Origin of the sequence: Pseudomonas cerasi, assembly GCF_900074915.1 — a bacterium.
GTDB lineage: Bacteria > Pseudomonadota > Gammaproteobacteria > Pseudomonadales > Pseudomonadaceae > Aquipseudomonas > Aquipseudomonas cerasi.
Genome location: NZ_LT222313.1, coordinates 17,034 through 35,599, shown reverse-complemented (window position 1 = coordinate 35,599; position 18,566 = coordinate 17,034). Strand labels below are relative to the sequence as shown.

Sequence of the window (18,566 nt, the reverse complement as noted above, 5' to 3'; positions counted from 1 at the left end):
GATTTAATTTGGACTGAATGTGGTCTATGATGCGTTGTCGTTCGAGATTCAGCTCGACATTCACTTTTAAAGTTGCAAGCGTGGTGCCTTGGCAAAGGGCGCCCCTAGGAAGGAACTCATGCGAGTTGAAACAATTAGCTATCTGAAACGCAACGCAGCCGACCTGCCTCTCGATGAGCCACTGGTTGTCACGCAAAACGGTGTCCCGGCCTACGTGGTGGAGTCTTACGCGGATCGTAAGCGCCGCGATGAGGCCATTGCCTTGGTAAAGCTCTTGGCCATCAGTTCCCGCGAGTACGCCCAAGGCAAGCACTGTTCCACTGACGAACTTAAAGCCCGATTGAGCAGGAGGTTTGCCCACAAATAAATAGGAGCATAAATGAATACGTTTGCACTACGCTTTACCGAGGTTGCCCAGCAAAGCATTGAAGATCAGGTCGAGCACCTGGCTATCACTCAGGGATTCTCATCAGCTGCTCAGCGCATAGATACCCTGATCGATGCCATCCAGGACAAGCTCCTGTCCACCCCTTTGGGCTACCCGGTCAGTCCACAGTTGAGTGAGCTGGGTGTACTGCACTATCGTGAGTTGAACACTGACGGATACCGGATCTTTTATGAGGTGATGGATTCTGATGGTATTACCGATATCGCCGTATTGCTCGTATTAGGCGGGAAACAAAGTGTGGAGCAGGCTCTGATCCGCTACTGCCTGCTCCAGCCGATGTAGCTTTATATGGTATCGAAAAATTGCACAAATATTTTTTAAAGGAAGCCCGATCGACAGCCGACCGGGCGGGATTCCTATCTGTGCAAACTTATGTTTGGCAGATAGGTTAATTTTTTGTTATGGACGAACTAACATACAGATCAATATCTAATGATGCACCTATGCATCCAAGCCAATTAGTAATGAACTTTTCAAAATTCAAAGGTGGTGCACCGTTGGAGTAGATGGCACATGTAAGCTGGATTTCACATTCAGGGATTTCAGAGAAGCTTAAAAGCTTATCCTCTAGACCATTAAAGGCACGTATCATCCATTCAATATGGGTAATCAAATCTAGGCTCTTTGCTAATTTTGACTCGACGACCAAGCCATTCTCGGTTTCAAGGATCTCAGTTTTCAATCTCTTATCGCCAGCAGCCCACATCTGGTCACCCTCAACCCCTATTGAGACAGAGATATCGTCTGGCCGAATATTCTTGCTTGTAAAAACCAAACGGACATGATTTTCCATACGCACCTCGAGGTAGTACAGCAAAGCATTGAAGATCAGCTTGAGCACCTGGCTGTTGATCAAGGGTTTACACCGCGTCTCTGCGCATAGCTACCCTAATCAATGCCATTCAGGAGAAGCTCTTGTTCAGGCTGCTACAGAGCCTGTCAACTCCTGTAGCAGCAGTTAATTTCGGTCTCCCCCGAGACCCGAAACGGCTAAAGAAATTGAAACGAAAGCGAAGCACCTAATTGACTGAGTTCGGCTAACGTTGAAGGAGCTATGAATCCGCCCTCTTGTTCGTTAGAGTTCTTGACAGGAAGTATCATATCGATCTCTAGGAACTCAGGTTTGATTTTGTCTCTGCACTCGCGAATATGATTAATTCCACCTAAATAAATTAAAAGCGCAGGAATCATCTCATCTAGTCGGCAGCCATCAGGAAAACTCACCGAAAACCTGACAAATGATCGCTTCAATAACGCCTTTACTCCTGGCCTAACCGGCTCGCCACGCATCCCGAGTTCGGATGCCGCTACACCAATTATAGACTCGACCTTTTTTGGGGCTAGGTCAAATCCCCTAATAGATAATGCTACTGACTTAATTGCAGTTATTGAACTCATAACGACTCCTTATCTCCCCCAGGCACACCGTTCCATAACCATTTTTTTCCAGTGGTTTTATCACGATAAATATCAACACCGCCTTCCCCGCGCCCCTTCTTGGCCTCATGAGCATCAATATAGCCTGCATCCTGTGCGGCCTTGTTCCCCTCACGTTCCTTGATCTTGGTAAGATCTTTTTCGCTTGGTTGAGCACTGTCGCTATTTTCATTGCTATAATAACATCCACCTGGAGGACACTCACCGTTTCCAAGCGTCGGTGAGTAAAGTAAGCATGACACCCCGGCACCAAAGCCTAAGCCAACACCTCTCCCAACTTGGGGTATCAGATCTGGAATACTATCAAACCAAGTTGGTAATGCAGTTGCCGCTAATCCCATAGGATCAATAAATGACATAGGATTGGCATTAACATAAGCATATGTATTGAGACCGCCCCCCAACCCAATCGGATCACTTTGCGCATACCGCCCAGTGTCCGGATTGTAATCCCGATAATAGTTATAGCTTAGCTGCGTTTGTGCATCGTAAATCTGTCCCGGAAACCGCAGCGCGATGCTTGTAGCCTTGCCATCACCGTCCACATCCTCCTCGGGTGAGCCGACACCATACGCATCGCTGTTCCATCGCCACAGCAGTGCCTGGGTGCTGTCTGTCGCCAGTCTTGGCGTGTTCAGGTGATCGACATGCAGGTAAATCAGTTTGCTGCTGCTTACCTCGCCCAGCGTGGAGAAGTTGGCTGTCAACTGTGCCAGTGGCATGTTGTCCAGCCAGAACCAGTATTGACCGCTGGTTTTCTGGCCGTTTCCGTCATAGAACGTTTGGCCGATCAGTTTGCCACTCGGGTCGTAAAGGTAGGTGGTTGTGCCCGCCAACGCCTGGCTTCCCATCACGTAAGCGCGCTTGATGATTCGTTGGCCTAACGCGTTGTACTTGTAGTCGGCAATTTTGTAGATGTTTGCCTGATAAACCTCGCTCAGACGGCCTTGGCTGTCGTAGGTGAATCGACGGCCATTGATCTGCGTGTGGTTACCCGCAGCGTCCATAGGCAGTGTGGAGCCATTGATGCTGGTCAGTCGGTTGCTGTCGCTGGCATAGTTTAACGACTGGGTGTCAGTGGCATCGCTTGTAGTAAGGCTGGTGGTAGTACGTTGCGTCCTGTTGCCTGTAGCGTCGAAGCTGTAAGCCTTTTTGACGCTGTTGGTTTGCTCCTGAGTCAGACGGCCCAGCGCATCATATTCATACTGGACCGCGCCCCACAGGCTGGTGGCCGTTTCGGAAATGTTGCTGTCAGCGTCGTAACGATAAGTCGTTTGCCAGTTACCGACCTGCTGCTGGGTCAGTTGATAATCCTGGTCATAGGTTCTCGACAGCAGAATACCGTTGCCCCAGGTCAGCGAGTTGACTGGACCAAAAGGCAGGTAGGAAATGTTGCTTGCCAGTGTCGCCGTCTTGTTGCCAATGGCCAGCCTGACGCCCGTAACTTGAGCTGCACTGTTCCTCGTATAGGTCAGGTTGATGCTCGATGGATAGCCAATCTGCACCAGATTGCGAGCAGCGTCATAACCGTAATTCAGCGTTTCGTAATAGTCGCCGCTGTTAACGCCCACCGAGCGGTATTGCCTGACCAGATTGCCCTTGGCGTCGTAGGTATACGTCAGAACACCAGCGCTGTCCTGTAACCCTGTAAGGTGTCCAATGCCGAGATTGCCATCAGCGGTCTGGTCGTAGAGAAACTTGATATTGAGCGCAGGTGTGGCGTGATAGCTTTTGCTGGTCAGGCGATTGAGCGCGTCGTAGGCGTACTCGGTCACAACCCCACGTGCATCAGTGCTGCGAATGAGATTGTTGGCCTCGTCGTAGGCGTAAGTGCTGGTGCCGCCATCAGGGCTTTTGCTGCTGATCCGGTTTCCTAGACTGTCGTAGGTATACAGCGTCGTCACACCACGCGGGTCAACCACTTTGGTGACCTTGTCATCCGAGTTGTAACCCAAGGCAGTCACGCCCTGCAAAGGATCGACGATCTTGCTGACTCGATTCAGAGCATCGAACGCCTGCTGCGTTTTGTTATTACGCGGCGTGGTATCACTCGACTGATTGTCGTTCAGGTCATAGCCATAACGCTGCGTCTGATCACCAGCACCCACTACCCGGATCAGACGACCTAACTCATCAAATACCCGTCGCTGAAGATGGACCACGGTTCCATTGACGTCTTTGGTCCGCTCTGCCGTGCGGTTGCCCATTGGGTCGAGGGTGTAATTGATACTTTCGCCAAGCCGATTACGCACGCCGATAAGGCGGCGGGCATCGTCATAGCTGTACTTGACCCAGTTGCCATCAGCCGTGGTGACTTGCAGCAGATCGCCAACTTCGTTGTAGGCATACTGAGTCGTCGACGAGTCTATGGTCAGGCTGGCAAGCCAGCCTTGCGGAGTGTAGCTGAGCGTTGTCACCACTCCGTTTGGGTCGGTGATGCTTTGCGGATTGCCGTAACTGTCAAAACTGGCAAGCGCATAGACCTGACCCAGCGCGTTGGTCACAGTAGTAAGGTTGCCTTGAGCATCGTATGCGTACCGAGTGACGTCATTTACGTCAGTGCGTGCGCCGTCGATACTTGCAACCTGCCCGAGGGCGGTATACGTGCGGCTGATGGTGCTTGCGTGAGCGGAGAATGCCAGCCAGGTGCAGGCAACCCCCACCACTACCTTGCGCAAGAAAGAAACGGTCATGCTCAGATCCTTGAAATAGAAAGTGCTCATCGGGATGTGCTCTGCCGAGTGAGCTCACGTCCTTGATTGTCGTAGCTATACACAGTGATGCGATTGGGTTCAATTACCTTGATTGGGAGAAAGCGATCAGGGTCCCATTCCGTTGTGGTGGTGCGCGCCAACGCAGTGCCGGTAGCCTCGGTACGGCTGACTTCCAGGCCACGGTCATTATAATCGTAGGTGGTGACCAAGCCTTTGGCGTCTGTTTTGGTCAAAACCTGGCCTCGGTCATTGTAGGTATATACCGAGTTGCTTGCAGGACAATTGGCCGAGGGCTCACCTTCAATAGAGCTAATACGTTTAACGCCCGATATGTTTTTATATCGATAGACCGTTTTCTTACCGAGCTCGTTAGTAACAGTACTCGAACCGTCAGCATTATAGTTTATTTGTATTAGGCTGGCCCCACCGGCATGCTGGCTCATTGTAGACCTGCCTTGTCCATCATAAGCCCAAGTCGCAAAGCGAACCCCTCTTTCGTCTGATATTCCAGTCAACCAGCCAGTATTACGCTCATCTTCATAGTAATATTTTCGGCTCGACGATGCACTGTTTTCTGTTTTCACGACCTCAATCAATCTGTTATACATATTGTATTTATAGTCAATACGCAGATTATTAACTGCCACAAATCTTAATTGACGCAACGGTGTTTCCATGAACTGAATGGATTCCCCCATTGTATTACTAATCACGACACTGCGATCAAAACCAGCCGCGGCGTAGGCTAAATTATACTCCCCACCATTGGATGCAGTTGTTTTAACCAATCTTCCGTCTTCAGAAAAAAATAATACATTATTTGATGGGTCAGTATAGCGCCAGCCAGACTGTTGTAGCTCCGTTAAAATACCTGAATCGGTATCCGACTTATAACTACCATTCACCATATAAAAAACGGCTTCTCGCCCATCGTCATGAATCAGCACCACAGACTCGGAACCGAAGTACAAGGAAGAAGAATAACTATGCCTCCAAAGGCCATCAAAACTGTTATAAAATCTATCTATCAAGATCGGACTCAGCACTCCAACGCTTAAATCATGCTCGTGTTGAAACTTATTACCATTAGCTGAGTTGATAGGATTTCCTACTTCGCTAGAGGGATTGCTACACAAAAGAGGTTCTAACGGTTTACCTTTTTGAGCGGTTTCTTTACATTTTCCTGTAGAGTGATCCAGCGAAGAGCCCGGTTTACAATCTATTACCATGTGACTAGAACCACCAAAAAAAATATCCCTAATCCCATCATTCCCCCCACAGGCATAAAGTTCTACATCACCTATTTTTCCATTGTATCTATTGAGCTCTGGCTTATAAATTAGATCCGGGTGCATAGAATATGTCAGCTCGCAAACCTGTGAAGGATTATCAAAAACAACATACCAGTTAGAAGTCCAGAATGAAAACTGTTGCGCTTGTGCGGGAGTCAGCGAGAAAAAGAATATTAGCAATAAAAAACTTTTGCTCGATTGTTTTTGACTTTCTTGTTCATGTAAATTCTCCATTTTAAAACTGTAATTCTTATGAAGGAAACCGAGCTTATATACTTAGATCACGTAGAGTTTCCACTCAATATTATCCCTGCAACTTAGGCGTCCACTTTTCTTTCATTTGATCAAAATGCTTGCCCCGAATATTTTTCGTCATTGTTTGATGACTTGTTGTTTTTTTCGACACATAAATTGAACAGCCGCGCTGCCCAGCCGATCTAGTTACGCTTCTGTCGTAACTCGTGCTACCAGAATAAACGCACCCTCTACAAGGTAATTTTTCTTGATGCTCAAAGCCTACACGTAGGTATTCGGACCTCCCATTCGATCATCATGCATATTTCGCCCGGCGTCCAGATCGTTTTTTGAAAACAGTTATAACTATTCTTGCATTGGGCCAGGTGAGCAGAAGCAAACGCAAACGCGCGTTTCGACACTGATATAGCCCGCATCGGCGCAGACCACGTTTTCAAAACCGTGTAGCAGTTTGTCAACCTGCGTTTTGCAGTGGTGCTACTTACCCCCTGACGATGAGGGCTGCGCCAAGGGCGCTACGCCGGTACCGCGAGCCCGACAGAACGTCTTGTTAGAGCTGGGTTATTTCCTCGGTCGTCTCGGTCGCGACAAAGTGTTTGCGCTGAAGCGCGGCACTGTGGAGATCCTCAGTGATTTCGCGGGTGTCGTTTGGGAGGCCATGGGTGGAAGCAAACCTTGGGCCGTGAACTCGAAGCCGCCGGACATGGCATCGACTGGAACAAGGTCATGCGAGCGTGAGCCAGCCGCTTGCTCTGTCTTCGCCAAGTATTAGCCTGCCGGCCATTGTGACAGGGGAGTGTGCGCATGCATGGCCGGCGTCGCTCCTAAATCAGCTTTTATGAGGTGGAGCGCATCAGGGTCTGATCGAATCGGCCGCAGCAACCAAAATGCGTCGAGTTACCTTTATGTGCTTTGGTTATTCTTAGGCGCTCTGGTCCGTGGTAGATATTGATTTTGGGCCAACCTGCGTCGTTTAGTCGTTACAAACGGAACTATGTAGGGCATCACCCCACCCGTCATTACGGCACCTAAGGAAACTCTGAAAAAGACTTCCAAATCTGGTGAAATACGCCAGTCCCAAGCACTGAACGGTTGAGTCCCGATGAAGCAGATGTCCTTCGCTGACGCCGAATACGCTGGCAAACGCAAACAAACCCGCCGTGAACGCTTCCTGATCGAGATGGATCAGGTCGTGCCCTGGAATGGCTTGGTCAAACTGATCGAGCCACACTATCCAAAGGGCGAAGGTGGTCGCCCTGCCTATCCGTTGATGGCGATGTTGCGGGTTCATCTGATGCAAAACTGGTTCGGCTACAGCGATCCGGCCATGGAAGAATCGCTCTACGAAACCACAATTCTGCGACAGTTTGCAGGACTGCACCTGGATCGGATTCCGGACGAAACCACGATCCTCAATTTCCGCCGACTGCTGGAGAAACATGAGCTGGCCGGTGGGATTTTGCAGGTCATCAATGGCTATTTGGGCGACCGTGGTTTGTTGCTGCGCCAGGGCACCGTGGTCGATGCAACGATCATCCATGCGGCGAGTTCGACCAAGAACGAGGACGGAAAACGTGACCCTGAAATGCACCAGACGAAGAAAGGAAATCAATATTTCTTCGGGATGAAAGCGCACATCGGTGTCGATGCCGAATCCGGTTTGGTGCATAGCGTGGTGGGCACGGCGGCGAATGTAGCTGACGTAACTCAGGTCGACCAGTTACTGCACGGAGAAGAAACTTACGTCTCTGGCGACGCGGGCTACACCGGTGTCGAAAAGCGTCCCGAGCATCAAAATCGCCAAATGATATGGTCGATTGCAGCGCGGCCCAGCAGTTATAAAAAGCATGCAAAGGAAAGTCTGATCGGGCGCATGCGTCGCAAAATCGAATACGCGAAAGCTCAACTGCGCGCCAAGGTTGAGCATCCGTTTCGAGTGATCAAACGCCAGTTTGGTTATACGAAAGTACGCTTCCGAGGCCTGCTGAAAAACACTGCGCAGCAGACCACGCTATTTGCTCTGTCCAATCTGTGGATGATGCGAAAACGACTGCTGAATACAGGAGAGGTGCGCCTGTAATGTGGACAATTGACGCTAAAAAGCGCTTGTCCGAAGAAAAAAGAGGAGTTGGGCGAGGCAAAGGTCTGATTTTCGATTGAAACGACGTTTTTTGAAACTTTGAAGCAACGGGAGGGTTAAAAAGTCTGCCTACTTCAGACCTTCCTTAGCGGCAACAGCGCGGGGAAATTCTGACCATTACGACGACTGAAATGGCTTAGCGTACTTTAAAATCCGTTTTCTGAGGCGACCCCTAAAAGTGACAGACCAGAAAATTCTGGCGGTTATGACGATTGAAATCAGCTTAACGTACTTTAAAATCCGTTTTCTGAAGCGCCCCATTTGGGGAAGATCACAAGCCAAAACAGAGGCAAAAGCCATCGCCATCTTCCACGCCAGTACCAAATCAATAGCACGCAGTGCCGGACGTTCGTCCGTTGCTGCGGCTGCCTATCGGTCTGGTACTGAGCTGGTCGATATGCGTACCGGTCTCGTCCATGACTACACTTGGCGCGATGGTGTTTTTACACAGCAATCATGTTGCCGGACGGCACCAGTGCCGAGCGCAATGCTCTGTGGAACGCCTCCGAATCCGCAGAGAAGCGCAAGGATGGCCGGACAGGTCGCGAGTGGATCATCGCGCTACCCGCCGAACTGGATGAAGACGCGCGCCAAGAACTGGCATCTGCGTTTGGCATCGAGCTGGCCACCCGTTACGGCGTTGCCGTTGACTTGGCGATCCACTTGCCAAATCGTGAAGGCGACAACCGCAACCACCATGCCTTTGTGATGACCACTACCCGGCAGGTCAGCCGTGATGCAACTGGTCTGCTGGTGATGGGTGAAAAGTCCACTATTGAGCTTTCGGATACCAAACGCCGCAGCGTGGGCCTTGGTTCCGCAGCAGATGAAGTGGTCGCCATCCGCCGGTTGTGGGAGCAGATGGCTAACCGCGCCCTGGAGAACGCTGGTTCAGATGCCCGAATCGATTCACGCAGTCTCAAGGCGCAGGGCCTAGATCGCGAGGCGACCATGCATCTTGGGCCGGTGGCCAGCGACATGGAGCGCCGCGGAAAGGCCTCTGATAGGGGCGATGGCAACCGGAAAGTTGCTGTGAATAACGCGATGCTCGAGCAGATTTAATGAAGGCCCGTGGATTTCTGAAGCTGTGACAACTGACGTAGCGAAGGCGAAATGACGCGCGCTAGCCATTTTTCATCCAGCGGCGGAATAGCACCCAATTGTTCTGCGATGTACACACATTGCAGTAAGGTTTGCTCCAGTAGCAGATAGGGCGCACCGGTTTCGTCTTCCGACATTTCCAAGAAAGACGGTGACGTCGTCGCCTTTGTGGCCTTCTTGGCATGTTCTGCGGCAAATTTCATATCCAAACGCTCTAGCCTCGACTCACTAGAGACCGTCACCACGGGTTTACCCCATTGCTTGTTAAGCTCGGCTTTGCTCCACCAGGTGGAACCTAACGGTGCCACCAGTTTCGCTTCCTCTAAACTCCATAGCGCGTCTAACATCTGCTCCAGACTGAGCATAACCATGCGCTCACCATTGACCTCCAATTCGAAGGCCAGCCGCTCTGGCGTATTGTCATCCTCATCGAATCGAACTCTGGTCGGCCAAGCTATCAATTTCAAATCATCAGAAAGCTGCAATGTCCTCTCCTGTGATCATGGAAAAAAAGGGTCCGAAGAGCAATGGAATAGCCAACCAAATTAAGCAGCATCGAAGCATGAACACAAAAATTTCTTACCTGATCACCCACCGCACTTCCCTGGAACGCTGGAGTGAGCACTACGCTAGTCCAGTTTGGGGATATTCTTGCCGTGCGTGGACGACGTTCACCACTTCTATGCGCGTTGAGGTGACACGATAAAACACCAGGTAGTTAGGATGGGCAACGATCTCGCGCATTCCTGGGACGCGGTCACTTATCGCATACAGATAAGGATGTTCTGAAAGGGGCAGAACGATGCCACGCAAGCGCTGCCATAACCTTTCGGCAGCAGCTATATCACGTGAACCTATGTATTCGATTATTGCCGCCAAATCGTTGTCCGCTGATTCTAGCCAGAAAATGGGTAGCATCAGGACGCTCGGCGATGGCGCAATCGTGCCAACCGCTCTGCCATCCTTCTCTCGACTTCATCATGCGGGATAGCAGGGCGCGAGTCGGCCAGACTGGCCTCCACCTTCGCGCGTAGCCAGGCGGTGTAATTGGCCTCTAGCTCTTCAGTTTCAAACTCCGAAACGATAGGCGAACGATCAATCATAAGGATTTTCTCCATTTATCTCTGAGTGAGTTTACACCCGAGCAACTGACGAAGGAATTTTCGGCGGTTCCGGCGTGCAACCCCTTCTATGAGACGCCGCCCTTGTTGATCGCATCGTTCAGCACTTTAGCCGAGACGAACTTGATGGCTTTCTTGGCAGCAATTTCGATAGCAGCACCAGTCGAAGGGTTGCGGCCAGTGCGTGCTGGACGCTCTGCCACTTTCAATTTGCCGATGCCCGGTAGAGTGATTTCTGCACCGCTTTCCAGTTGGTCGGCAACAATCTGTCCCAATTGCTCAAGAGCCTTACGCGCTGTGGTTTTTGGCGCATCGATAGCTTCTGCAATACCGGCAACCAATTGGTCTTTGGTCAGAGCCATTGTGGTGTTCCTTCCCTATCAAATTCATTTGGATTGCAGAGTAAGGGGTCAGCTTGGGGCAGGCAAGAGTCCCGCTCTCCAATAGCAGCCTCCATCTACCACGAAATGTAGAGACACGAACCAGGCTTGAGTTTGGCCAGAACACTCACTGGCAGCAGTGCTGGCGGGCTATGCAGCGCAATACTGTGAAGGCTCCACGCACTGAATTCATACGCTCACTCCCCATCATGAACCATCCTCATGTTCTGTTGTTAAGGACTCTCCGGCTTGCGGCCCCTGCGGGACCGCAGGTATCTGATGTACAGCATATGACACCACCTGGGCGCGATCCGTCAGGGCCTGTTTTTTCAGGCACTGAACGGCCTCTCGGGGTGCCGCTTGGTCGCCCGGGGTTACCGTTGGCATCGCGTCTGCGCTCACCTTGAGCACACTCACAGTGGCAGGCTTGGTCACCTCAGACAGGATGTGTGCGTACCTGGCCACCGTGCTCGCAGAAACGCCGGCGAGTGCTGCAATCGCAGATCGCACCAGTGCCTTGCCCTGGTCTTGGAGCTGACGGCACGCGGCGCGTATCTTCGATTCTGTGGCTTTGTGCCGCAGTTCATGGGTGCGCCTGGCCGCCAGGCTTTGCCGCTCGGTGAGCGACAGGCTGCCATCGAGCTGCATTGCGCCTCGATGGCAGCGACGATCACCGGTGTACCGATCCCACGTCCAGCGGCCTACGGATTTGACCGTGGCGCGTATCGACGACAGCGGCAGGTTTTCCGAAAACCCCTGCTTTAGAAAGCTGTTGTGGTTGTAGGCATATGCATCGAGCGAGCGCATGAAGGACTCAAACGAACCCAGCTCGCGCTCGCGATTGACGATGCTGTACGCAAAATAACGCAGCTGCTCGAACAGGATGCAGTGCCGCGAATGGCTGACCTGGTCAAGCTTGGGACCTGTGGCCCAGGGTTTGACGGTCAACTCCACCGCGCTCGCCAGTTCGCCCAGTTCGTACACGTGGCTATGAAATTCGGTCGTCTCCCACCAAGGGTGGCCAGGTGTTTTGGCCACAGGGCCACCGTGGTAGTCCACGTCCGCGTCGAGGCGAGCGGCAAACGCGGCATAGATCGCTTTCATGTACTGAATGGGCTTGGTCCGTGCATTCTCAGTGGTGCATACGGACGGCACCGCATAGAACAGCTGGGAGTGACCGCTCTTGCGGTTGCGCACCATCAGGTTAGGCGCGGGCAACCCAGCATCGTCCCAGGCTAATGCGTTGGCATGGTCCAGGTCGAACACCAGCCAAGACACCATGCCGGGGCGATTGACCTGCATATAGGGATAACGCAGCGCGTATTCACGAGGACGGACGCGAGTCGCGGTTTTGTCGTCACTGCACCGCGCCATGTACGGCGCTTCCAGCAATAACCGGTTGAGCGCAGTGCCGTCTTCGAAGAAACGGGCAGGCGGCAGGTGGGTGCTGCTGGCCAGCGGATCGGCGTTGGCCGTGGGTGAGGTCGCGCGGGCAAGACTGATCGCGTGGTCGTGGCTCATGCCTCACCGCCTTGGCCAACTGGTTGGCCAACGGCGTGAGAGGGTGTGACGCAAGGCGTCAAGTGGGGGGGCAGGGTGCTGTCATCGAGGACGCACAGCCGCTGAAGAATCTTTTCCATAAGTCCACCGTTCAGCGGTGAACTGAAGGCTTCACTTTTGACGGCTTGCACAAAGCCGCAGTGAACGCCATAATCAGCTCACGTTATGTGTGTTGAACAGGTAACCCGCGTATCAAACGGCCTGTTCAAGATTTTCCAAAAAGCCCCGCCGGCAAGCGGGGCTTTTTGGTTTCTGCAATTCGTGAATCTACATCGTCGCTTTCCTGCAAATAAAACTGTGCCGGATAGTAGCATGGGAGCCTCGCTTTTCGCGTTACAAAATCCGTTGCTTTCAACAAGCTAGGTCAGTCATCAGCACGGGGTAGGGCGCAGTTGACCCAGGACACGCAGGATTTCGTTTTCAAAGGCCACTTTTGATTCGAAATCGCCCAGCTTTGTATGGCGTTCTGCAACGCACCTCAGCAAGCCCGGCAGGTGACCGTACTGGGGAGGCTCATTGCCGTTCGTGACTAGGTAGCTTTTGTGGTACTGCGCGGCGATATAGCCCTGCGTCTCCAACGAACGCAGCGCTTCGCGCACCGGCATACGGCTGACCTGAAAGGCATTGGCGATGGCTTGATGCGTAAGGGGTTCACCCGGTTCAAGCCGCCCATCAATGATGGCTTCGCGAAGCGCCACTTCAATTGTCTCCCGGGGCAGCGCTACAGGCCGTGCAATGCCGAGGGCTATGGTTTCAAGCACGTGCTGCGCGTGCAGTTTCTGCGTTTTGCGGTTACTCATTTACAGCTCCTTTTTACGCATGCGACACAACCCTGCGCCGGCGCATCGGTATCGGCGCGGCACAGGGTTGCGGTCTATTAATCCCAGTCGAACGGCGCCGGCGAATACGATCCGTCATCGAAATAGGGCGGTGGCTGGTCGTGGCGTGGTGGAACAGGCGTTGTGGCTCTAGGTGCAGGCGCCTTGCCCTTCACTTTCGGCGCTCTGGCCGGATCGATGTGCTGCGCCTGGTAGGCCTGCAACCGCTTGCTGCCTACGGTCAGATCCAGCGCCGTGGACGATTGCGCCACATAGCCGCTTCCGCGCTTGGGCACATGCTCCAGCGCTGTGTGCCATAAGGGGAGCCTAGAGAATTCGGAAAAAATCGTACGCTAAGGTTTTCCGAGCTGTCGTAACGGCCTGAATTTCCCGTCTTCCAGCTTGCGGCTCTGCCGCCAGACGTAATCGCCGGTCAGGTTGACGTGCTCCCAGCCCAACGGCGACAGATACTGATACAGGTCGGGGTTGTAAGCCGGAATCTCAGAAATTTCCGTCACCCTTTTAAGTCCCCCAGGCGGGGGGCTCGACGAGAGCGACAGACCTTGTGTGTAGAAGTTTCAAAATGCTTATGCATCAAGAGACAGTGCCCTGCCCGAAGATATTTACATTCGGTGTGCCTTGGGCGTATACGCCCAAGGCTTGAGGCAGGGAGTTATTGGTTAATTCTGCGGTCTTCGTGTGCGAGCATCGTAAGGCGTCTCTGTAATTCAACAAGGTCAGCTCTTGCTTGGCGCAGCTGTTGTGTTGTATTCGCTATTTCGTCAGGATTGGCCTCTTCTGTAGCGTCTTCAAGCTCTTCAGTAAGGTCGTTAACAAAGGTTTGTTTGTCCTGTATTTCTTGTCTCAATTCAGCAGCGGCCCCACGTGGGCAGACTCGTATGTCGCGTGACGATGAGCCGACATGAGAGACTCGTTTGCCCCCGCCTAATAGGGAGTTGGGTGTAACCGGGATTTCTAGCCCACCAACCGCAGGTTTGAAGTTTCGTTGTTGGAGCTGGTTGAGAGCGTTCAGGTGGGGGCTGTTGGAAGGGCCCGCGTGGGTGTTGATGTCTAAGCGTTGAGCATCAAAAGCTTTAACTAAAATTGTGTTCTGCCGGTCTTGGTGAGCTGGCCTCTCACCCAATTGGCGCAGTCGCTGCGCCTGCATGCTTAGTCTTGCCCCCGGCTTTTGTAGTCCTTCTGAAGCTTGGTTGATTGCGGTTGTGGTGGCATGTGGCGAGGAATTGGCGGGAGAGGAGGCGAAATGGTTTGGCGCTTCCTCCGCAGGGGTCGTGTAGTTGAAACTGGAATTAACTGAACTGGTTGAAATACGATTCATTGGGAAACCTATTTTTCAAAGGATTTACGGCGCAGAAGCACGTCTGCGGTCGTCATTTTTACCCTTGTGGAGAGGACGGAAGTGTTAGTGGAGCCGCACTAGCCGGCAGTTCCCAGTCTGCGCAGAAATATTTTCTCTCTCTGGCAAGATGTTGAAGTTCACCTTCGGATAGCAATGAACAGGGCAGCCTGCGGCTGCAAATCGCCCGTTCTTGCGATCGCGTAGCAGCAGAAACTGTCGCTGTCGCCGGTCTTCGAATTCGTCACGCGCTATTTATAAGGCCACGCGCAACAAAATGTCTTGAATGCCTTGCAACACCACCTTAGCTACGCCACTGGACGTCTCGGTCAATTCCGATAGGGGGGGCTACAGAATTCGGAAATAATCGTACGCAAGGTTTTCGAGCGTATTCCAGTCTACGATTTACTAGGTTTCGAAGGTTTGCCATCAGCCGCTCCGTAAGGTTGGGCTACACCTCAACCCGGCGTCAGGCCGCTCACCGGCACCGCGTCAGACTAGGGCGGTTTACTGTGTTTCCTGACGGATCGCCGTCAACTTCTAGGACCTCAACCTGACAGAATTCACGTTAGCGTACGATTTTTTCCGTTTTCTCTATTCGCCCCTAGGTGCAGGCGCCTTGCCCTTCACTTTCGGCGCTCTGGCCGGATCGATGTGCTGCGCCTGGTAGGCCTGCAACCGCTTGCTGCCTACGGTCAGATCCAGCGCCGTGGACGATTGCGCCACATAGCCGCTTCCGCGCTTGGGCACATGCTCCAGCGCTGTGTGCCATAACAAGGTGCTGCGCACTGCCGCTCCAGGACGGCGACGCCAGATCAGCCGCCACTCTTCTCCCAGCTCGTTCAAGACGACCAACGTCGGATCTGTCAGCACCAGGTTTTCAAGGTCTGAACGGCCAGGCTTCATCGCCAGGTGGTACAGGATCTGCTGCACGCGGTCCGCGCGCGGATAGCTGCGCCGAATGTGAGCAGGCGCACCGGCCAACAAGGTGTCCAGCGCTGGCGGGGCCACCTCGATGAAACGGTTGATCCGGATCGCTTCCTTGGACAGCTTGTCAGCATCGTGAATGTACAAGGAGCTGCCGCGAATCACTTGCCCGTTGAACAGCGTGATGTTTTCCCCCTCCTTGAGCTGCTGCACTTCCTCGACGCTGACTTTCTTCTCATCTTTCAGGCTCAGTGTGTCTGCTTCCTCCCAGCTGGCCCCCATGATTCCGGCCTGACGCACCATACCGCTCATCACTGGCAGGTACTCGGTACCGGCCATCAACTGCAGTATTTCGAGAGTGTCCTTGGGGTCCATGATCTTGCCGGTGATTCGGACCCCCATGTTCCCGATCAGCGTCCACACCTTGTCGCCGGCCGCCGACTTGAGGCGCTGCGCCTCCTGACTGGCCAGGAGCAGGCAAAACCCCAGGGAGCGTACTTGCGTGGCCAGCTCGCCGAGCTTTTCGGTGTAGTAGGCCCCGACCTCGTCGCAGATCCACAAGAACGGAAAGCGGTCCTTGTACTTGCGGATCACCAGGATGTCTTCGGGTTTGCCCTCCAGTTTCTCCCCCAGATCCTGGCTCAGGATCATGGCCAATTGCGATACGTACAGTCGCCCAAGGGTCGCGGCCTCGGTCGAGGAGATTTCCAGCGCAGGAATCAGGACCACCAGGATGCGATCGTTATGCACCACGTCCTTGAGGTCTATGTCGCCGGCGTCACGGGCAAACACATGGCCGTAGGTGTCATTGAACAAGGCCAGCATGCGGGTGAACTGCTGGATCAGAAAACCATGCTGATCCAACGCAGTGGTCGCCCATTCCTCCGGCGAATCCACCTTGGCCAGGTCAAAACCGGACAATGTGCCCAGGTAGTTTTTCAGGGGTAACTGGGCGTCTTCATGCCATTGCTGTTCCACCGACTGGATGTAGAGCTTGGCAATGGCCCGCAACGGCAAATGTGCCTGGATCGTGCGCTGGGACATGACCGTGCCTTCACGCCGGCACTTGTACACCAGGGAGAACACCAACGCCTGAATCATGGCCCGGGCTTTCTCTTGCCAGCCCGCATCGTTGCCCGCAGGGGGCAACATCGAATCCATCAGGTTGATGATGTAGGTTTCCTGAGCAATACCAAACGCGTTGACGGTATTGGTCTGCCCTCTGCTTTTGTTGTCCTCGAGCAGTTCCTGCGCCCTGGAGCGGCCCCCGGTGATGAAGTTCATCATCCGAACGTCGTCTTCACGGCCAAAGCGCCGGGCCAGGGACACGATCGCGGCGGCCACATCATTTTGGGCCTTGCCGTCCGAATAGATCAGGCCCTTTCCATAGCCCAGCTGGCCCAACACGTACCCCAGCAGTGCTTCGGTTTTGCCGGCACCGGTTGTACCGAACATCAGAATATGGCGGGTCATGTCATCCAGCGACAGCCACAGTTCACGCCCGGCGTCCCGACCGCGCAGGTACCCCATGTACAGGATGCCCGCTGCCTTGAGCATCACCGTGCGCATGGCCGTGACCGGCAAGAAACCCAGCAACTTGCCCGTCACCTGGCGTTGCGTCGAAGGGTCGAGGCGGTCCATGTCTGAAGGCATGCGCATGGGCATCTGCCAGGGTTCGAGCAGCATGACAGGTGACCAGACCAGCAAGGCCGGCAGACTGAGCCACAGGCTGACCGGGTACAGGACGCCTCCCACCACAGACCCGGCCAAACCCATCGTCAGACTACCGGGGCCCATCAACCACTCAGCCAGTGCCGAGTGGTAAACCCGTCGATTTAGGCGCGTGCGCTCGACGGCGTAGTCATTGGGGCGCATCCGACACCTCCTGAACCTGGCGGGCAGGTCGCTCATCTAGGAAGGCTTTGAGCCTGATCGGATCACGCAACAACGCCTGCGGCACATAGCGCCCATCGTCGCTGATCACCCAGGGCGTGCCCGGTATGCGATAGGCCTGATAGGCCGTCTGGTTGATCCCCAAGGCCTTTTCTGCCACATCGCACGTGCCTGCTGGTTGCGCCGCCTTCAACTCCCCCCCTTCCGACGCCGGCTTTAACGGGGGTTTCCCAAGGTTCACACCCTCAGGGGCTGCATCAAACAGGCGATCCCACGCGGTTTTGCGCTGCTCAGGCGGCAGGCACAGCACGGGCGTAATGGCGGCGATCGACTTTTCCTTACCAATCACCGGCACAGGAAACACCACCACATTGAAGGCGTCGGAGAGCGTGTTGAGGGACGACTCCAGACGCTGGCAGTTCGGACAGCCAGGGTCCGAAAAGACATACAGCGTGCGCGCGTGACCGCTGGAATAGTCAACGGTGAACAGCTTGCGCTCCGCAGCGTTGTGCAGCTTTTGAGGGAGTGTGGCCCGAACCTCCCTGGGCAATGTCCAGCCATCGTCAGGTGCCACGTCTGCAGCGGACTGGCGTGGCTCAGAAGCGATCGGCGCCGGCGCGCTGCGCTTGGCCAGGTCCGGCTTGGGGGGGCTCGGGACTGAGGGCGTGATGACCTGCGCCGCCGGCATTGCAACAGGCCATTCAAACGCTCGGCCAAGCCATGGGGCACCGAGGCAAAGCACAACCAACAGCACGAACACGCCCATCAGACGCCGCTGGGTCTTGCGTCGTCCATGACGCAGCAAAGCCCGCGACAGTGCGGTCAGTAGCTCATGGGTTTCGTCACTGTCATGGGTTTCAAGTGAGAATTCAAAACCCTGAACATCGCGGCAGACCACACCGTCATTGCTCAAATAAAACGAGTGCTGATGGCGAAGGTCCAGGGTGCAAATCGTGCGTGTCACGATGCCTTCTTCCTGATCTGCCTGATAGACAACCAGCTGATCGCCTTGGATGTCCACCGAAAACGGGGCGCGCAAAGATGCCGAGGCCATGGGGTTTCCTCTTTTAAAGTAAAGAATTAATAGTGTTTTCTTGAATCAAATTTGATGTAGAGTTACATC

General features: G+C 53.7%; 16 protein-coding genes and 5 pseudogenes. 5 read left to right on the top strand and 16 right to left on the bottom strand.

The window, feature by feature from the left end; translation table 11 throughout:
- Positions 1–118 precede the first annotated feature (118 nt).
- Together PCPL58_RS00190 and PCPL58_RS00185 are read left to right on the top strand one after the other, a co-directional pair.
- Positions 119–367: a type II toxin-antitoxin system prevent-host-death family antitoxin gene (locus PCPL58_RS00190; RefSeq protein WP_011152898.1), complete on the top strand. Its 249-nt coding sequence runs from the start codon at positions 119–121 to the stop codon at positions 365–367.
- 12 nt (positions 368–379) lie between these two features.
- Positions 380–730 carry a type II toxin-antitoxin system RelE/ParE family toxin gene (locus PCPL58_RS00185; protein ID WP_065348564.1) on the top strand — a complete coding sequence of 117 codons (351 nt, stop codon included), beginning with the start codon at positions 380–382 and terminating at the stop codon, positions 728–730.
- Positions 731–836: 106 nt separating this feature from the next.
- Here the strand turns inward: PCPL58_RS00185 and PCPL58_RS00180 are convergent, their stop codons facing one another.
- The 4 genes from PCPL58_RS00180 to PCPL58_RS28545 form a co-directional block, all read right to left on the bottom strand.
- Complete coding sequence (locus tag PCPL58_RS00180; RefSeq protein WP_232002770.1) at positions 837–1,304, bottom strand: DUF4279 domain-containing protein; 468 nt, start codon at positions 1,302–1,304, stop codon at positions 837–839.
- Positions 1,305–1,438: 134 nt separating this feature from the next.
- Entirely contained in the window at positions 1,439–1,846 is a 408-nt protein-coding gene (locus PCPL58_RS00175; RefSeq protein WP_065348563.1) for a hypothetical protein, read from the bottom strand.
- A complete protein-coding gene (locus tag PCPL58_RS00170) occupies positions 1,843–4,608 on the bottom strand; it encodes an RHS repeat-associated core domain-containing protein (protein WP_065348562.1) in 2,766 nt (921 codons plus the stop codon). The genes PCPL58_RS00175 and PCPL58_RS00170 overlap by 4 nt, the downstream gene beginning before the upstream one ends.
- Positions 4,605–6,125 carry a DUF6531 domain-containing protein gene (locus tag PCPL58_RS28545; protein WP_083188265.1) on the bottom strand — a complete coding sequence of 507 codons (1,521 nt, stop codon included), beginning with the start codon at positions 6,123–6,125 and terminating at the stop codon, positions 4,605–4,607. The genes PCPL58_RS00170 and PCPL58_RS28545 overlap by 4 nt, the downstream gene beginning before the upstream one ends.
- Before the next feature lie 486 nt (positions 6,126–6,611).
- On the opposite strand from PCPL58_RS28545, the pseudogene PCPL58_RS28540 reads away from it, so the two are divergent.
- From PCPL58_RS28540 to PCPL58_RS00155, 3 genes and pseudogenes are all read left to right on the top strand, one after another.
- Positions 6,612–6,884, top strand: a pseudogene (locus PCPL58_RS28540) (TIR domain-containing protein); the annotation flags it as partial.
- 364 nt (positions 6,885–7,248) lie between these two features.
- Complete coding sequence (locus PCPL58_RS00160; RefSeq protein WP_065348561.1) at positions 7,249–8,226, top strand: IS5 family transposase; 978 nt, start codon at positions 7,249–7,251, stop codon at positions 8,224–8,226.
- 265 nt (positions 8,227–8,491) lie between these two features.
- Positions 8,492–9,348: pseudogene (locus PCPL58_RS00155) on the top strand (MobA/MobL family protein).
- Here the strand turns inward: PCPL58_RS00155 and PCPL58_RS00150 are convergent.
- The 12 genes and pseudogenes from PCPL58_RS00150 to PCPL58_RS00110 all read right to left on the bottom strand — a co-directional run bounded on the left by PCPL58_RS00150 (position 9,345) and on the right by PCPL58_RS00110 (position 18,497).
- Positions 9,345–9,872, bottom strand: coding sequence for a hypothetical protein (locus tag PCPL58_RS00150; protein WP_003348567.1), 528 nt, complete (start codon positions 9,870–9,872; stop codon positions 9,345–9,347). The pseudogene PCPL58_RS00155 and the gene PCPL58_RS00150 overlap by 4 nt on opposite strands.
- 139 nt (positions 9,873–10,011) lie before the next feature.
- Positions 10,012–10,305 carry a type II toxin-antitoxin system RelE/ParE family toxin gene (locus tag PCPL58_RS28530; protein ID WP_003348565.1) on the bottom strand — a complete coding sequence of 98 codons (294 nt, stop codon included), beginning with the start codon at positions 10,303–10,305 and terminating at the stop codon, positions 10,012–10,014.
- Entirely contained in the window at positions 10,305–10,490 is a 186-nt protein-coding gene (gene relB / locus PCPL58_RS31785; protein ID WP_003348562.1) for a type II toxin-antitoxin system RelB family antitoxin, read from the bottom strand. The genes PCPL58_RS28530 and relB overlap by 1 nt, the downstream gene beginning before the upstream one ends.
- An 86-nt stretch (positions 10,491–10,576) precedes the next feature.
- Complete coding sequence (locus tag PCPL58_RS00140; RefSeq protein ID WP_003348560.1) at positions 10,577–10,870, bottom strand: HU family DNA-binding protein; 294 nt, start codon at positions 10,868–10,870, stop codon at positions 10,577–10,579.
- Between the two features lie 225 nt (positions 10,871–11,095).
- The gene (locus PCPL58_RS00135) at positions 11,096–12,409 is read right to left on the bottom strand and encodes a replication initiation protein (protein WP_065348560.1); all 1,314 of its coding nucleotides are present in this window, start codon (positions 12,407–12,409) and stop codon (positions 11,096–11,098) included.
- A 410-nt stretch (positions 12,410–12,819) separates the two neighbouring features.
- Positions 12,820–13,248, bottom strand: coding sequence for a GntR family transcriptional regulator (locus PCPL58_RS00130; protein WP_024420281.1), 429 nt, complete (start codon positions 13,246–13,248; stop codon positions 12,820–12,822).
- Positions 13,249–13,325: 77 nt separating this feature from the next.
- Positions 13,326–13,586: pseudogene (locus PCPL58_RS00125) on the bottom strand (F-type conjugative transfer protein TrbC); the annotation flags it as partial.
- Between the two features lie 33 nt (positions 13,587–13,619).
- Positions 13,620–13,745: pseudogene (locus PCPL58_RS30385) on the bottom strand (hypothetical protein); the annotation flags it as partial.
- 194 nt (positions 13,746–13,939) lie between these two features.
- A complete protein-coding gene (gene xopO, locus PCPL58_RS00120) occupies positions 13,940–14,605 on the bottom strand; it encodes a XopO/AvrRps4 family type III secretion system effector (protein WP_065348558.1) in 666 nt (221 codons plus the stop codon).
- 276 nt (positions 14,606–14,881) lie between these two features.
- Positions 14,882–14,965, bottom strand: a pseudogene (locus PCPL58_RS31780) (recombinase family protein); the annotation flags it as partial.
- Between the two features lie 252 nt (positions 14,966–15,217).
- Positions 15,218–17,425: an F-type conjugative transfer protein TrbC gene (gene trbC, locus PCPL58_RS00115; protein ID WP_065348557.1), complete on the bottom strand. Its 2,208-nt coding sequence runs from the start codon at positions 17,423–17,425 to the stop codon at positions 15,218–15,220.
- Complete coding sequence (locus PCPL58_RS00110) at positions 17,412–18,497, bottom strand: thioredoxin fold domain-containing protein (protein ID WP_065348556.1); 1,086 nt, start codon at positions 18,495–18,497, stop codon at positions 17,412–17,414. The genes trbC and PCPL58_RS00110 overlap by 14 nt, the downstream gene beginning before the upstream one ends.
- Positions 18,498–18,566 lie beyond the last annotated feature (69 nt).

What these genes read in the sequence shown, in the direction of transcription:
- PCPL58_RS00190 (WP_011152898.1), top strand. Translation starts at nt 119, where the DNA reads ATGCGAGTTGAAACAATTAGCTATCTGAAACGCAACGCAGCCGACCTG.
- PCPL58_RS00185 (WP_065348564.1), top strand. Translation starts at nt 380, where the DNA reads ATGAATACGTTTGCACTACGCTTTACCGAGGTTGCCCAGCAAAGCATT.
- PCPL58_RS00175 (WP_065348563.1), bottom strand. Translation starts at nt 1,846, where the DNA reads ATGAGTTCAATAACTGCAATTAAGTCAGTAGCATTATCTATTAGGGGA.
- PCPL58_RS00170 (WP_065348562.1), bottom strand. Translation starts at nt 4,608, where the DNA reads ATGAGCACTTTCTATTTCAAGGATCTGAGCATGACCGTTTCTTTCTTG.
- PCPL58_RS28545 (WP_083188265.1), bottom strand. Translation starts at nt 6,125, where the DNA reads ATGGAGAATTTACATGAACAAGAAAGTCAAAAACAATCGAGCAAAAGT.
- PCPL58_RS00160 (WP_065348561.1), top strand. Translation starts at nt 7,249, where the DNA reads ATGAAGCAGATGTCCTTCGCTGACGCCGAATACGCTGGCAAACGCAAA.
- PCPL58_RS28530 (WP_003348565.1), bottom strand. Translation starts at nt 10,305, where the DNA reads ATGCTACCCATTTTCTGGCTAGAATCAGCGGACAACGATTTGGCGGCA.
- relB (WP_003348562.1), bottom strand. Translation starts at nt 10,490, where the DNA reads ATGATTGATCGTTCGCCTATCGTTTCGGAGTTTGAAACTGAAGAGCTA.
- PCPL58_RS00140 (WP_003348560.1), bottom strand. Translation starts at nt 10,870, where the DNA reads ATGGCTCTGACCAAAGACCAATTGGTTGCCGGTATTGCAGAAGCTATC.
- PCPL58_RS00135 (WP_065348560.1), bottom strand. Translation starts at nt 12,409, where the DNA reads ATGAGCCACGACCACGCGATCAGTCTTGCCCGCGCGACCTCACCCACG.
- PCPL58_RS00130 (WP_024420281.1), bottom strand. Translation starts at nt 13,248, where the DNA reads ATGAGTAACCGCAAAACGCAGAAACTGCACGCGCAGCACGTGCTTGAA.
- xopO (WP_065348558.1), bottom strand. Translation starts at nt 14,605, where the DNA reads ATGAATCGTATTTCAACCAGTTCAGTTAATTCCAGTTTCAACTACACG.
- trbC (WP_065348557.1), bottom strand. Translation starts at nt 17,425, where the DNA reads ATGCGCCCCAATGACTACGCCGTCGAGCGCACGCGCCTAAATCGACGG.
- PCPL58_RS00110 (WP_065348556.1), bottom strand. Translation starts at nt 18,497, where the DNA reads ATGGCCTCGGCATCTTTGCGCGCCCCGTTTTCGGTGGACATCCAAGGC.